The organism is Kribbella sp. CCNWLW201 (genome assembly GCF_037203805.1).
Classification (GTDB): Bacteria; Actinomycetota; Actinomycetes; order Propionibacteriales; family Kribbellaceae; genus Kribbella.
In genome coordinates this window covers 191,456-204,112 of the sequence record NZ_JBBCBQ010000003.1, presented here as the reverse complement: position 1 = coordinate 204,112, position 12,657 = coordinate 191,456, and the positions used below count along the sequence as shown (strand labels likewise).

Sequence of the window (12,657 nt, the reverse complement as noted above, 5' to 3'; positions counted from 1 at the left end):
GCGATGAAACGACTACGACCAGTGCTGTTCGGTCTCGGCGTCGTTGCCGGGGTCGCCGTGGGGTTCGGCCTGTACCGCAAGTACGGCGGTCGAGCCGGGGACACCCGTTCGTTCGCGATGTTCGGCGAGACGAAGACGATGCTCCAGTCCGAGCCGCTGACGACCGCCGATGCCACGGCCGTCTTCGGTGCGGTCACTCTCGACCTGCGTGAGGCGCTGGTCGACGACGAGGCGACGGTCGACTGCTTCGCACTCTTCGGCGGTATCGAGGTCCTGATCCCCAAGCGCTGGCGACTCGCCTTGTCCGGTACGCCGATCTTCGGGGGAGTCGAGGACAAGACCACTCAGGACGACCCCCTGCCGCCCGAAGCACCCATCCTCAACGTCAACGCAGTCGCACTGTTCGGCGGAGTAGCGATCGCGAACGAGCCAGGCGAAGCCACCCGCCGAACGGCCGCGGCAACCACCTGAACGGGATCGGTCGTAGGCAGCGTCGCATCCGCCGGACCGGACTGCTCAGCGGCGGCCGGACTCCAGGTAGTGCTTGAGGTCTACCCAGTTCCGGCGCTCCCACGCGGGGCCGATCAGGGCGAGCACTGGGGAGAGGATCCGCATCGGTCCGACCAGAGCCATGTCCCAGTCCCACTTCAGGCGCGTCCCGCCGTCGACCGCCTCGAAGGTCAACGTACCGTCGACATGCAGGTACGACGAGCGCACGACGTTGTGGAGACTGTGCGGTCTGTCGTACTCCAGGATCGTCACGCTCATCTCGCCCCTCGCTCCCATGTTCTTGGGCTGAGCGACGAATCGGGCGCCGGCGCCGACCGGACCCTCGCTCACCATCTCGGCGCGCACGATCCGGGGGTTGTACCTTGGCTCGTTTCGCTCGTCGGCAACCAGGTCGAACACCTCGTCGACCGGCGCATCGATGGTCACCTCCCCGACGAGGTGACTCATTCGCGGTGCTCCTCTCCTGACGCGGTGAGGCGGATGAAGTGGTCGACGCCCAAGAGGCGGAACGGACCACGGAGCATGGTCGGCAGCAGTTGCATCCCTTCGTTGCCGATGAGTCGGGGCTGTTCATACTGACGCGCCTCGCGACGTCGTCGGACCTCCACCCGACCGGCCATCAGGACGTTCTTCACCCAGTCCGAGTTCGTGCCGTACAGGACAGCCAGGACGAGCCCGTCGTCGGTGTCGAACGCCAGGACTGGTGTCGCGTACGACCGCCCGGTCAGGCGGCCGCGGTGCGTCACGATGGCGAAGGGCGGCAACCAGCCCGCGATCAGCCGCATGATCGGATTGGCGACCATGCGGTTGAACCGGGCGAAACGTCTCGCGAAAGGCATGCGCTCACCGAGTCGCGTGGTGGCGGCTGTGGGGGGATGAGTAGAGGCGGAAGCGGATCAGCATGATCGCGAGCATCAGGGGGCAGGCGAGGAGACCTGTCTGGAGCTCGAGCAGGCTGGTCTTGGCGAGGATGTCCAGCCAGTACGCCACGATCAGGAGCAGTCCGGCGACCATCGTCGCGCCCGACATCTCCAGGGTGGGCCGCCAGTCCATCCCCATGAACCGCATCCAAACGGCCATCGGCAGGGAGAGGTTGATGGCGATGACGAGCGTCGTCAATTCGGGCGCCCGCTCCGGCAGGTCGGTATAGCCGAGCAGTGCCGCGCCGCCGAAGAACAGCACACTCAGGCTGATCGCGCCGGCACACATCACCAGGCACATCTGGAGGAAATGCAGGACGAAGCGTCCAACTGGTTGCAGGAAGCCGGGGACGTGCTCTTGGTGAACCGGGGCTTCGTGGGGTGACCGCTGCTGGATGTGAAGTGCTCGCATGATGCCCTCCTCGGGCTGGTGGCCAGCTCCTGATGGTGGTGCTCTGGAGAGCCGCGCCGACAATGCGAGCATCGCGTCGGGGGCGACCAGATATCGCCGGAACAGCGGGCCTTTGAGGCCACGATGTGCTCACGGCGATGAATCCAGCAGGGCCGAACGACCCCCATCCGCAGGACGTTGGGCAGCCGGCCGCGCTAGCGGTGCAGGGCCCGACGGCGAACCATTCCGATCGCGCCGGTTCCCACGAACAGGACGATCCCGATGATGCCGAGCCAGACCAAGCCCTCGACGGCGAAGCCGACAACCGTCAGGACAAGCCAGAGCACGAGTAAGACGATCAACAGGGTGAGCATGACAACCTCCGTGGTTTCAGCACTCCGACCGAGCTGGCGGGGGAGCGCAGATCCTCCCTCTAAGGACAGAGTCCACGGGGCGACATCCGATGTCCATGGTCCCCGGGATCTGCTGGTGGTGGTGTGTGGCGGCGGAGCCGGTTGGCGTTGCCGACGACGGACAGCGAACTGAGCGCCATGGCCGCGGCCGCCGGCATGGGACTCAGCCGGAGGCCGAGCAACGGCGGCCTTCTGCTTGCAGGCGGTGGATTTCCTCGGCCTTGTGGTCGGGGGGACCAGCACGGCCGTCAAGGCAACGGCTCCGAGCAGGACCACGGTGTCGGTGGTACTCATCCGGTCACCCCATATCGACCTCCCGTTGATTACTTCGAGGGTGACCCCCGCATACCCCCGCCGGGGTAGAGCCGATGGCCTGGATCGGACAGGACCTTTGGGTGCCGCGGTGGCGACTTTGTCCCCTGGTCGCGGGGCCGGCGAGGCGCTCACGCTCAGGGTGAGATCCCGAGGAAGGGACATGCCATGAAGAACCAGAACGCGCCGCTGTACGGGCTCGCCGCCGCGATCCTCGTCGTCGGACTGGTCTTGGCCGGCGTTCCGGTGACGACCCTGGTGATCGGCCTGGCCGTGCTGGCCTGCCCGCTGGCGATGCTGTTCATGATGAGCGGCATGCATGGCGGCCAGAACGGCTCAGACCACAAGCCCGATCGACCGCGGGACAAAGACGAGCACCACCCAACCGCAGGCAAACCGTGACCGAGGATCGGTGTTCCCGCCCGGCCGGCAGCAGGTAGTCCGCACCACCGAGGAGAAATGACCTATGGACGGCTCACCGGTGTCCGTGGGATGGGCAGGCGTGCCGGAGACTCTGGCCACGACAGTGCTGACCGCGAGCGGGATCGAGAAGGGCTATCGGCATGGGGTCTGGCCGGTACGGCGGTCTCAGCAGGTCCTGCGTGGCGCCGACCTCGACCTTCGCCGGGGCGAAGTGGTCGGCCTGGTCGGCGAGAACGGATCGGGCAAGTCGACTCTGATGAAGATCCTGGTGGGTGCGATCGCCGCCGACAGCGGAGCCGTGTCGATGAGTGGCCGTCTCGGATACTGCCCGCAGGAGCCGGTGATCTACGAGCGGCTCACCTGCGACGAGCACTTCGAGTTGTTCGGGCACGCGTATCGGATGCCCGCGGAGGCCGAGCGCCGGTCCCGGCGTGAGTTGTATGCCGCGTTGGGTTTCGAGCGGTACGCCGGGACGCGCGCCGACCGGCTGTCCGGCGGGACCCTGGCCAAGCTCAACCTCGGGCTTGCCCTGCTCGCGGATCCCGAGGTGTTGTTGCTGGACGAGCCCTACAGCGGGTTCGACTGGGATACCTATCTGAAGTTCTGGCAACTGGTCGCCGATCGCCGGCAGCGTGGCCGGTCGGTGCTGATCATCAGCCACTTCGTCACCGATGAAGAGCGCTTCGACCGGATCGTCGAGCTGCGCGACGGGGTGGCGAGACCACGATGACGACGACGCTCCTGGTCCGCCGGTTCCTCATCGACTACGTGCGCAACCCGGTCAACCTCGTCGTACTCGTGCTGGTGCCGGTGGTCTTCGTGGTGGTCGCCGCCGGGTCGATGGCTGACGCCGCGAAGCTGCTCGGTGGCGGCAGTGGCCCGGCCGTGCAGACCGCCACCGCCGGCTGGGCGGCGGGCTTCCTGGCCGCCGTCGCGATGTACTTCCAGACCCGGGCCGCCCGCGCCGCGGACCGGCGCCTCGTGCTGGCCGGACTCCCCGCGACCCGGCTGGTCGCGGCCCGGATCGGCACCGGCCTGATCCTGGCCGCTTTCGTCGGAGCGGCAGCACTCCTGGCGCTGGCCGCACGCACCGGCATCGACCAGCTCGGCCGGACCGTCGCCGGCACGCTGATGTTCGGCGTCGTCTACCTGGCCATCGGGGCACTGGTAGGCGCCGTGGTGCGCAATCCGGTCAACGGCACGGTGCTGATCTTGTTCGTCTGGATCATGGACGTGTTCTTCGGACCTGCTGTCGGTTCGCCGGATCGGCTGGCCACGCGATGGTTCCCGACCCACTTCGTCACCCTGTGGATGGTCGATCTCCCGTCCCGCCACGGCGGCCGACTCGGCGATCTCGGCTGGGCGCTTGCCTGGACAGTCGGCGCCCTGGCCGTGGCCTGGGTAGTGGTCATCGCGACAACCCGGGTGGCCCATCGGTCCGTCGAGCGGATCAGGGTCGGGTCCAGGGCGGATCAGTTCCTCGGTGGCTTGCGGATGGGCCTACGCGACTACCGGCGCAACCCGGTGCTGTGGGCCCTGCTGGTCGTCGTACCGGTCGTCTTCATCTGGCTGTCCAAGGTGATCACCGAAGACGGCTACATGACGCTGTCCTTGGTGGACGACGGCACCAAGACGGACGTGACGTTCTGGCTGCCCGACATGCACGCCGGAACGATGACGCCGATGGCCATCTCGGCCCTGGCCACCTTGGCCGGGCTGTTCGTCGTTCTCGACGCCCGCGCAGGCGACCGCCGGCTCGGGCTGGCCGGGTTCCGCACCGGGGCGCTGCTCGGCGCCAGGCTTGCCGTGATCGGGGTCGCGGTGTTGCTGGTCACCGCGGCCTCTCTTGCCGTGACCGCGCTGGTCTTCGACGCCAGGCAATGGCCGGTGTACGCCGCGGGCAATCTACTCCTGGCCGCCACCTACGCGCTGATCGGCGTCTGCCTCGGCCCGATCTTCGGCCGGGTCAGCGGGGTCTTCATCGCGTTCCTCCTGCCGTTCCTGGACATCGGCATCGCCCAGAGCCCGATGCTGCGCGCCGAACCGCCAGGCTGGGCCCGCGCCCTGCCTGGCTACGGCGCCGACCGGGTGCTGCTCGACGGTGGACTCACCGCCACCTTCGACCAGACCGGACCACTCCTGCTCGCATTCGCCTGGCTGGCAGTGCTCGGAGCGGCCACCGCGCTGGTGTTCCGGCCTGTACACGGCCGCACTGAAATGAGGCGGCGGCAGGTTCACGACCCAACAGTGACCGTGGACCGGTGATCGGCCCCGACCGCGTCACTGCGAGTGGACATCCTGGCTGGCGAGGTGGGCCTTCGCCTGGGTGTAGGTGTCGGTGTCGATCTCACCAGATGCGAATCGCCGGTCCAGGATCTCCTGCGGCGTCTCTCGCCGTGGTTGGTCGGACGCCGGGGTGACAGGCCGCTGCGCGACCTTGACCACGGCCCACACGATCGCCCCGGTGAGCGCGATCCACAACACCGGCATCAGAATCATCATCCAGCCCCAGCCAGCGCCCCAGTCGTTTCCGTACATCATGATCGTCGCTCCCAACAGTCGGCATCCTGTCTTCACCGTCTGTCGAGCTGCCTTCGGCGGCCAGAGGCTTAAGTCTCGTGTCCGATGGGACCTGCGGCAGTCTGCGGCCGGGAATGGGGACGTTGGGCTCCTGCGGGTCGGGACCATCGGCAAGACCAACAGGCTGGATTCGGCACTAGCTTCGAGGTGACGGGTTGCGAGACGCCGGAGCCGGCCATCGGCCCGTGAGCGCTTGGCGATGATGGGCGGTGTCACGATGGGCTGGATGTGGGTGTGGCCCGCACTGAGTGCGGCTGGTTTGCTGATTCTGGGCTATCTCGCGGTTCGGCTGGTGCAGAGCAAGCGGTTGTCGGGTCCGGCCGGCTCTGACTCGGCGGCACGAAGGATCCTGGACACCCGCTACGCGCGGGGCGAGATCGATGCCGACGAGTACCAGCGCCGCAAAGGGCTGCTCCAGTGAACCGTCAACCGATCAGCCGGCGCCAGGCACTGGCCCTCCTCGCGTTGGGCACCACCAGTACGGCGGTTGGGCTGACCGGATGGATCACCGGTCTCGGCGCACCAAGTCGGGGCCGCCTGAGCCCGGTCGACACCGGTCAGGCCCTGGTCCTGCCGCAGGTGATGGCGAGCTCGGGCGGCGTACTCGATGTGCGACTCACCGCCGCGACGGGCGCGCGATTGGCCGGCCACGACACCTCCGCCTGGGGATACAACGGGACGTCACCTGGCCCGACGCTGCAGGTGCGGCCCGGCGATCTGCTCCGGGTACGGCTGGTCAATCGCCTCGATCAGCCGACCAACCTCCACACCCACGGGCTGCACGTGTCCCCGCACGGCAATGGCGACAACCCGTTCGTCACCGTCAACCCCGGCGACAGCTTCGATTACAGCTTCCGCATCCCGGCCGACCATCCGGCCGGCACGTTCTGGTATCACCCACACCATCACGGCACCGTCGCCGACCAGATCTTCGCCGGCCTGCTGGGTGCGCTCCTGGTCGAGGCCGAGCCCGATCTGCCGGTCAGCGACGACCTGGTACTCCTGGTCACCGACACGACCCTGGACGGCGGCGGCCGCGTCGCTCCGGCCGGCCAGATGGCCAGATTGCAGGGCCGCGAAGGCGACCTGGTTCTGGTCAACGGCCAGCACGAACCCGTCATCGCCGCGACCCCAGGGGCGGTCCAGCGGTGGCGGGTCATCAACGGCTGCACGTCCCGCGTCATCGCCTTGCGCATGGAGGGCCACCAACTCACGCAGATCGCCCTCGACGGGATCTTCCTGCCGGCCCCCGTCGACCGGGAGCAGGTGCTGCTGGCGCCAGGTAACCGAACTGATCTGCTAGTACGCCCCACCGGCAACGGGCGGTTCGCGCTGGTCAGCGATCCCTACGACCGCGGGAGTACCGGCATGATGGGCGGGGGTGGTTCGTCCAACGGCAGTCCTGTCACGCTCGCGACCATGCTCGTGTCCGGACCGATCAGTGCGTCACCGCTCGTCCCCACGAGCCTGCCGGCTCCGCCGGTCCCGTCGGCCCCGGCGACACGACAGCGTCGGCTGACGTTTGCCATGGGCATGGCGGCCGGTATGGGTGGCATGACCTTCAGTATCGACGGCCGTACCTTCGACCCCGGCCGGGACGACCAGATCGTTGCCCTAGGCACCACCGAGGAATGGACCGTGGTCAACTCGAGCCCGATGGACCACCCGTTCCATCTGCACGCCTGGCCGTTCCACGTCCTGGACGCCAGTGCCGGGACGCCACCTAACGGAGTGCTACAAGATGTCGTCCTCATCCCGGCGCGGGGCTGGGTGCGCCTGCGAATCGCCTTCACCGACCATCCCGGCCGCAGCGTCTACCACTGCCACGTCCTCGACCATGAAGACCTCGGGATGATGGGCACCGTCAACGTGCACGGCTAGCTGGTTCGGCGGTACTGGAGTACTGCGATGGGGATGCTGGCGACGAGCAGTCCGAGGATCCAGGCAATCGCCTGCCACACGTGTTCAGCTGTGGGGCCGCCGAGTACGAGGGCGCGCAGTGCGTCGACCGTGACGGTGACCGGATTGACTTTCGCGAAGGCCTGCAGCCAGCCGGGCATGGTCGCGACCGGCACGAAGGTGGAGCTGGTGAATACCAGGACGATCACCGGCATCAGGCCCGCCAGCCCCGCCGTCTCGGCGTCGTGGACCAGCAGGCCGACCAGGGCGTTGATCCAGGAGAACGCGACACCGATCAGCAATGCCAGACCAATGGCCGCCGCTGCGGCTGCGACTCCGGCGTGGAAGCGGAACCCGATCGCATACCCGACCCCAGTCATCAGCACTAGGACGAAGAGGTTGCGCACCGCGTCGGCCACGGTGCGCCCGGCCAGAACCGCGGAGCGGGTCATCGGCAGTGCACGGAATCGGTCGATCATTCCGGTCGCCAGATCGTCGGCGATGGCGACACCGGTCTGGGAGGCGCCGAACGCGATGGCCAGCACGTAGATCCCCGGCAGCAGGAAGTCGACGTACTCGTCCACCCCAGGCGGGTGAATCGCGCCGCCGAACACGAAGGTGAACAGCAACACGAACAGCACGGGTTGCACGGTGGCGAAGGCGATCAAGGTCGGCACCCGCATCAGTCGGCGCAGGTTTCGGCCGGTGATCACGGACACGTCACCGAGCAACCACACCAGACCGCGCGACGGCCCGAACTCAACAGACTCGGAGTCAGCTGGTCGCAGGTCAGCTGCCGCTGACTCGGTCGTCATCTCCGGCTCCCGGCCTTGGCAAGATCCGAGCCGGTCGATGAGCTCGCCAACTGGCCGGTGAGGGCCAGGAACACATCGTCGAGTGACGGCCGGCGCAGGGCTAGGTCGGTCACTCGCAGCCCATTGGCCGCCAGCCGGGCCACTGCTTCACCGAGCACCCCGGGACCATCTGCTACCGGCAGTAGCACCCGGCCGTCAGCAGTGTCGACGACTGGTGGACCAGAGCCGAGCTCTGCGACAGCTGAAGCCAGTGCTGTCGCGTCCGCGCCCGAAGGCGCCCGCAACTCGAGCCGGTCGCCCCCCACCCGCGCCTTCAACTCGTCAGACGTTCCCCTCGCGATCACCCGGCCGGCGTCGATGACCACGATGTGGTCGGCGAGCTGGTCGGCCTCTTCGAGGTACTGCGTGGTCAGCAGTACCGTCGTGCCCTGCGCGGTCAGCGCCGCAATCGTGCGCCACAACCCGATCCGGCCCCGCGGGTCCAGGCCTGTAGTCGGCTCGTCCAGGAACAACACCGAAGGCCGGCGTACCAGACTGGCCGCCACGTCCAACCGCCGCCGCATGCCGCCGGAATAGCCACGCAGCATCCGATCCGCCGCGGCGGCCAGATCGAACGTGTCCAGCAACTCGTCAGCGCGCCGTCGGGCAACGCCGCGTTTCAGGCCGGACAGCCGGCCGATCATCCGCAAGTTCTCCCGGCCGGTCAGATACGGATCGACCGCGGCGTACTGGCCCGACAGGCCGATCCGGCGCCGCACAGCCACCCCCTGTGTCATCACGTCCAGGCCGGCGACCCGCGCGCTGCCGGCATCCGGCCGCAGCAGGGTCGTCAGAATGCGCACCACGGTGGTCTTGCCCGCCGCGTTCGGGCCGAGGAGCCCGAACACCGCCCCGGCCGGAACCTCCAGATCGACGCCGCCGAGCGCCTCGACCGATCCGAACCGTTTCACGAGTCCCTCGGCCACGATCGCAGGTTCACTCATCACGCTACCACCCATAGCTAGGATTACTACCTATCCATTGGGTGTAGGATACCTACCTATGAGGGCGGAAGCGCAAGCCTTGAAGGGTCACCTCGATGTCCTGCTGCTGGCCACCTTGAACGACGGTCCCCAGCACGGGTACGCGATCAAGGAGGCATTGCGCGACGGCAGCGGTGGCCGGTTCGACCTGCCCACCGGCACGGTCTACCCGGCGCTGCACCGGCTCGAACGGGCCGGGCTGATCAGCGGGTCCTGGTCGGTGGTCGACGGACGTCGCCGCCGGACTTACCAGCTCACCGCCGAAGGTCACAAGAAGCTCGCGGGCGAGCGCGCCAACTGGCGCGAGTTCGCCGCCGCGATCACGACGCTGCTGGAACCTGGCCCATGGCCGACCGCGACCTGATCCAGACTTATCTGGCCGAGCTGGCCCGGCGGCTCCCTGCCGAGACCGTCGAGGAACTCGCTGACGGCCTGGAGGAGACCTTCCAGCATCAGTTGCGGCGCGGTCTCTCCCCGGCTGAGGCAGCCGACGCGGCCATCTCCGAGTTCGGCCGCCCGGCGCAGGTCACCGCAGCCTTCGCTCACCAATCCTTGGCCCGGCACACCGCGATCGCTCTGCTGGCAACCGCTCCTGTGTTCGCCGGCCTGTGGGGCGCGACGTTGATTACCGCGCACGTCTGGACCTGGCAGCTTCCGCCTGCCGCCGTCGTCGCCTTCGGGGCCGCGGTGCTCGCCGTGGCGGCAACCTTCGGGGTCATCGCCAGGAGCAGTAATCCAACGACAGCACGGCTCGCCGGGCCTGCGAGCGCCGCTGTGATGCTGCTGGACCTCGCGATGATGACCGCGGTCGTTGTCGCCGCGCCGGCGTTGTCCTGGCCGATGGTGCTGGCGGTCCAAGCCAGTCTGGTCCGCGTCGCACTGACCGGTCGCAACCTTCCGCACTTGTTCACCAGGTAATACCCCGGAGTCGAGTCAGCGGGTCGCGGCGAGCAGCGCCAGGTCCTTTCCGATCAGGCCGTCGACGTTGAGGTGGTGCGCGTGGTGGAGGGCTTCTTCGGTGTCCACGGGCCAGGTGAAGACGGCTTCGGCTCCTTGGCGGAGTTCGGTGACGAGGGCCGGGGTGAGCAGGCGGCTGTGTATGCACACGCCGTACGACGGGCGGGTGCGAAGACGTCGGCGCAATCGGCGGAGGCCGCGGCGGCTGCCGGCGGAGAGGACGAGGCGGACGTGTGGACGATCGCGGAACGCGTCGAGCATCCACCAGTGCTGGGTGCAGATGGTGATGGGGGAGTCCGGCAGCACTGCCGCGAGGCGCCTCGCCAGTCGGGGATGGATGCCCTTCAGGTCGAGGAGCAGGCGGTGATCACCCCTCGAGGCCGCGAGGAGGTCGGTCAGCTCGAGCAGCGAGGCGTTGCGGCGGCGGACGAACTCGCCGTGGTCCCAGAGCCACCACGGTCCGAGCGACTTGAGATGCCGGACTTCGAGGCGGCCCCGGAACGCGTGGATGTCGGCCTCGACCAGGTCCGCCCCCGCGTCCAACGCGGCCCGCAAGGTGGTCAGGTCGTTTCCGGCCCGGTGTGCGACGAGGAGCCGAGGTCTCACGTCGTACTCGGGTGTGGCTCGGTGAACCAGCCACGCCAGCGCAGCAGCAGGCAGCCGCCGCCGATCAGGAGGGCCGGGATCCAGTAGAGCAACGCGGTCAGCGCGACCGCGCCGAATGCGGCGGTCCACGAGACACCGATCGACGCCAGACCGGCGACGAGAGCGCCTTCGCGGGGGCTCGCGCCATGAACGCCGGGCAGGACGCCGGCGAGCTGGCTGGCTCCGAACACGGCGACCAGCTGCATCGCCGACACCGAGTCGCCGACCGCGTGGATCGCGCCGATCAGCAGTCCGAGGATGGTGGTCTGATAGCCGATCGACAGCAGCACGCCGACGCCGAACACCTTCGGCGACGGCCACGGCCAGCGACGCGCCAGGCCTGGCCGGCGACGGTTCACGATCAGAGCTACGACGAGTACGACGGCTGCCGCGCCGAGGGCAACCGCGAGCACGACCGGGGGCATCGTCACCCCGCAGACCGCGACCGCGACGATCAGCCCGACCGCGCCGACGAACCGGTCGAGCGCAACCTCGGAGATCGCGGCAGTCCGTCGTACGCCGGTGCGCTCCAGTCGGTGAACCCGCCAGATGTCCGCGCCGGCGTGCCACGGTGAGATGAGGCCGAGGACCTCACTCTCCGCGTACGCCCGGATGTGCCAGCGCCGGGTGCGTCCGCTGGTGGACAGCGCGTGCCAGCGCAGTGGGCACAGGACGTATTTCCCGATCGCGAACGGCAACAGACCCACAATGGCAGGCAGGACAGCCGTGTGGGGCACGCGGTCGACGTTCCACAATGAGAGGCCGACGGCGGCCACGAGTGCGGTGAGGTGGGTGACGCGGTGGGTGACGATCGCGCGGACGATCCGCCAGATCTTTGCTGTGTGCCCATGACCCAGCTGCACGGAGGGCTCCTTCCGGCGCCCGGGACAGCGGAGAGTGAGGGGTTGGCTCCAGCCAGCCGGGTGCCTGACGTGTCAGACAATAGCCCCGGTTCCCAAGCTGCCGCATCCTGATGCACACGTCGTGGACACCGGCTGGGTGCAGGCAGCTACGTGCGGATCACGGTTTCCGGCTGGGTGGGGGGCGTCATGAGCCGACGACGGCGCCGTTCTCTCAGGCGGTTCGCTACGAGCAGGGCGAACAGGGCGATGGCGCCGCCGGCCAGGCCGTCGATGAGGTAGTGGTTCGCGGTGAGGACGATCGAGGCGAGCATCGCCGGCGGCATCAGCCAGCCGAACAGCCGGGCGAGCGGGTGGCCGGCCAGGCTCACCCACGCGATCCCCATCAGCAGGTTCCAGCCGAAGTGCAGGCTGGGGAGGGCGGCGTACTGGTTCACGAAGGCGGGCGGTTGCAGGACGCGGTAGGCCGAGGTCTGTTCGGTGACGGTGTCGACGAAGCCGTACCCGGGCAGGAACCGCGGCGGTGCGACCGGGAAGACCGCGAAGATGACGAGGCCGATCGCGCCGGAGATGAGCATGGCGTTGCGGAACCGTGGGTACTCGTCGCCGTGCCGGAGCAGCAGCCACAGCAAGGTGAGGCCGACCACGGGCCAGTGTCCGTAGATATAGAACTGGCTGACCGCGTCGACCAGCCAACTGTGTGCGACGGCGGCTTCCTGGAGTTCGGGCTCGCTGAAGACGCCGGCCGAGCGTTCGAGCTCGATCAACCGCTCGGCATTGCGGTACGCGAGATCGACCCGGGTCTCCATCAGGCCGCGGACTCCGAAGTAGAGGCCGATGCCGGTGAGGATGAGGGCGACCTCCCACGCGACTCGACGACGTCTTGCTCCGGCCAACCTCATTGACATGA

The 12,657-nt window shown here is 68.2% G+C and carries 18 protein-coding genes; 8 read left to right on the top strand and 10 right to left on the bottom strand.

Going from position 1 to position 12,657, the window contains the following annotated elements:
- The first annotated feature begins 3 nt into the window (after positions 1-3).
- Positions 4-471: a LiaF domain-containing protein gene (locus V9K99_RS16310; protein WP_337000145.1), complete on the top strand. Its 468-nt coding sequence runs from the start codon at positions 4-6 to the stop codon at positions 469-471.
- 45 nt (positions 472-516) lie between these two features.
- Here the strand turns inward: V9K99_RS16310 and V9K99_RS16305 are convergent, their stop codons facing one another.
- From V9K99_RS16305 to V9K99_RS16290, 4 genes are all read right to left on the bottom strand, one after another.
- Entirely contained in the window at positions 517-957 is a 441-nt protein-coding gene (locus tag V9K99_RS16305; RefSeq protein ID WP_337000146.1) for an SRPBCC family protein, read from the bottom strand.
- On the bottom strand, positions 954-1,349 hold the full coding sequence (locus tag V9K99_RS16300) for a nitroreductase family deazaflavin-dependent oxidoreductase (RefSeq protein ID WP_337000147.1): 396 nt from the start codon (positions 1,347-1,349) through the stop codon (positions 954-956). Before V9K99_RS16300 ends, V9K99_RS16305 begins: the two co-directional genes overlap by 4 nt.
- Before the next feature lie 4 nt (positions 1,350-1,353).
- Positions 1,354-1,842, bottom strand: a complete 489-nt coding sequence (locus tag V9K99_RS16295) for a hypothetical protein (RefSeq protein WP_337000148.1) — start codon at positions 1,840-1,842, stop codon at positions 1,354-1,356.
- 194 nt (positions 1,843-2,036) lie between these two features.
- The gene (locus V9K99_RS16290) at positions 2,037-2,195 is read right to left on the bottom strand and encodes a hypothetical protein (RefSeq protein ID WP_337000149.1); all 159 of its coding nucleotides are present in this window, start codon (positions 2,193-2,195) and stop codon (positions 2,037-2,039) included.
- 519 nt (positions 2,196-2,714) lie between these two features.
- Here V9K99_RS16290 and V9K99_RS16285 point away from each other — a divergent pair.
- From V9K99_RS16285 to V9K99_RS16275, 3 genes are all read left to right on the top strand, one after another.
- On the top strand, positions 2,715-2,948 hold the full coding sequence (locus tag V9K99_RS16285) for a DUF2933 domain-containing protein (RefSeq protein ID WP_337000150.1): 234 nt from the start codon (positions 2,715-2,717) through the stop codon (positions 2,946-2,948).
- Positions 2,949-3,048: 100 nt separating this feature from the next.
- Complete coding sequence (locus tag V9K99_RS16280; protein ID WP_337000151.1) at positions 3,049-3,699, top strand: ABC transporter ATP-binding protein; 651 nt, start codon at positions 3,049-3,051, stop codon at positions 3,697-3,699.
- On the top strand, positions 3,696-5,234 hold the full coding sequence (locus V9K99_RS16275) for an ABC transporter permease (RefSeq protein ID WP_337000152.1): 1,539 nt from the start codon (positions 3,696-3,698) through the stop codon (positions 5,232-5,234). Before V9K99_RS16280 ends, V9K99_RS16275 begins: the two co-directional genes overlap by 4 nt.
- A 15-nt stretch (positions 5,235-5,249) precedes the next feature.
- Here the strand turns inward: V9K99_RS16275 and V9K99_RS16270 are convergent, their stop codons facing one another.
- The gene (locus V9K99_RS16270; RefSeq protein ID WP_337000153.1) at positions 5,250-5,510 is read right to left on the bottom strand and encodes an SHOCT domain-containing protein; all 261 of its coding nucleotides are present in this window, start codon (positions 5,508-5,510) and stop codon (positions 5,250-5,252) included.
- A gap of 238 nt (positions 5,511-5,748) precedes the next feature.
- Here V9K99_RS16270 and V9K99_RS16265 point away from each other — a divergent pair, with 238 nt between their 5' ends.
- Positions 5,749-5,970, top strand: coding sequence for an SHOCT domain-containing protein (locus V9K99_RS16265; protein WP_337323408.1), 222 nt, complete (start codon positions 5,749-5,751; stop codon positions 5,968-5,970).
- Positions 5,967-7,430, top strand: coding sequence for a multicopper oxidase family protein (locus V9K99_RS16260; RefSeq protein ID WP_337000155.1), 1,464 nt, complete (start codon positions 5,967-5,969; stop codon positions 7,428-7,430). Before V9K99_RS16265 ends, V9K99_RS16260 begins: the two co-directional genes overlap by 4 nt.
- On the opposite strand, the gene V9K99_RS16255 is transcribed toward V9K99_RS16260, so the two are convergent.
- Positions 7,427-8,263 carry an ABC transporter permease gene (locus V9K99_RS16255; protein WP_337000156.1) on the bottom strand — a complete coding sequence of 279 codons (837 nt, stop codon included), beginning with the start codon at positions 8,261-8,263 and terminating at the stop codon, positions 7,427-7,429. The genes V9K99_RS16260 and V9K99_RS16255 overlap by 4 nt on opposite strands.
- Positions 8,260-9,246: an ATP-binding cassette domain-containing protein gene (locus V9K99_RS16250; protein ID WP_337000157.1), complete on the bottom strand. Its 987-nt coding sequence runs from the start codon at positions 9,244-9,246 to the stop codon at positions 8,260-8,262. Before V9K99_RS16250 ends, V9K99_RS16255 begins: the two co-directional genes overlap by 4 nt.
- A 58-nt stretch (positions 9,247-9,304) precedes the next feature.
- On the opposite strand from V9K99_RS16250, the gene V9K99_RS16245 reads away from it, so the two are divergent.
- The gene (locus tag V9K99_RS16245; protein WP_337000158.1) at positions 9,305-9,649 is read left to right on the top strand and encodes a PadR family transcriptional regulator; all 345 of its coding nucleotides are present in this window, start codon (positions 9,305-9,307) and stop codon (positions 9,647-9,649) included.
- Positions 9,631-10,203 (top strand): permease prefix domain 1-containing protein, encoded by a 573-nt coding sequence (locus V9K99_RS16240; RefSeq protein WP_337000159.1) that lies wholly within the window; start codon positions 9,631-9,633, stop codon positions 10,201-10,203. The genes V9K99_RS16245 and V9K99_RS16240 overlap by 19 nt, the downstream gene beginning before the upstream one ends.
- 15 nt (positions 10,204-10,218) lie before the next feature.
- On the opposite strand, the gene V9K99_RS16235 is transcribed toward V9K99_RS16240, so the two are convergent.
- The 3 genes from V9K99_RS16235 to V9K99_RS16225 form a co-directional block, all read right to left on the bottom strand.
- On the bottom strand, positions 10,219-10,848 hold the full coding sequence (locus V9K99_RS16235) for a glycerophosphodiester phosphodiesterase (protein ID WP_337000160.1): 630 nt from the start codon (positions 10,846-10,848) through the stop codon (positions 10,219-10,221).
- Positions 10,845-11,750 (bottom strand): lysylphosphatidylglycerol synthase domain-containing protein, encoded by a 906-nt coding sequence (locus tag V9K99_RS16230; RefSeq protein WP_337000161.1) that lies wholly within the window; start codon positions 11,748-11,750, stop codon positions 10,845-10,847. The genes V9K99_RS16235 and V9K99_RS16230 overlap by 4 nt, the downstream gene beginning before the upstream one ends.
- Before the next feature lie 146 nt (positions 11,751-11,896).
- On the bottom strand, positions 11,897-12,655 hold the full coding sequence (locus V9K99_RS16225) for a phosphatase PAP2 family protein (protein WP_337000162.1): 759 nt from the start codon (positions 12,653-12,655) through the stop codon (positions 11,897-11,899).
- Positions 12,656-12,657: the final 2 nt, after the last annotated feature.

Coding starts and splice junctions, on each gene's coding strand:
- V9K99_RS16310 (WP_337000145.1), top strand. CDS start 4: ATGAAACGACTACGACCAGTGCTGTTCGGTCTCGGCGTCGTTGCCGGG.
- V9K99_RS16305 (WP_337000146.1), bottom strand. CDS start 957: ATGAGTCACCTCGTCGGGGAGGTGACCATCGATGCGCCGGTCGACGAG.
- V9K99_RS16300 (WP_337000147.1), bottom strand. CDS start 1,349: ATGCCTTTCGCGAGACGTTTCGCCCGGTTCAACCGCATGGTCGCCAAT.
- V9K99_RS16295 (WP_337000148.1), bottom strand. CDS start 1,842: ATGCGAGCACTTCACATCCAGCAGCGGTCACCCCACGAAGCCCCGGTT.
- V9K99_RS16290 (WP_337000149.1), bottom strand. CDS start 2,195: ATGCTCACCCTGTTGATCGTCTTACTCGTGCTCTGGCTTGTCCTGACG.
- V9K99_RS16285 (WP_337000150.1), top strand. CDS start 2,715: ATGAAGAACCAGAACGCGCCGCTGTACGGGCTCGCCGCCGCGATCCTC.
- V9K99_RS16275 (WP_337000152.1), top strand. CDS start 3,696: ATGACGACGACGCTCCTGGTCCGCCGGTTCCTCATCGACTACGTGCGC.
- V9K99_RS16270 (WP_337000153.1), bottom strand. CDS start 5,510: ATGATGTACGGAAACGACTGGGGCGCTGGCTGGGGCTGGATGATGATT.
- V9K99_RS16265 (WP_337323408.1), top strand. CDS start 5,749: ATGATGGGCGGTGTCACGATGGGCTGGATGTGGGTGTGGCCCGCACTG.
- V9K99_RS16255 (WP_337000156.1), bottom strand. CDS start 8,263: ATGACGACCGAGTCAGCGGCAGCTGACCTGCGACCAGCTGACTCCGAG.
- V9K99_RS16250 (WP_337000157.1), bottom strand. CDS start 9,246: ATGAGTGAACCTGCGATCGTGGCCGAGGGACTCGTGAAACGGTTCGGA.
- V9K99_RS16245 (WP_337000158.1), top strand. CDS start 9,305: ATGAGGGCGGAAGCGCAAGCCTTGAAGGGTCACCTCGATGTCCTGCTG.
- V9K99_RS16240 (WP_337000159.1), top strand. CDS start 9,631: ATGGCCGACCGCGACCTGATCCAGACTTATCTGGCCGAGCTGGCCCGG.
- V9K99_RS16225 (WP_337000162.1), bottom strand. CDS start 12,655: ATGTCAATGAGGTTGGCCGGAGCAAGACGTCGTCGAGTCGCGTGGGAG.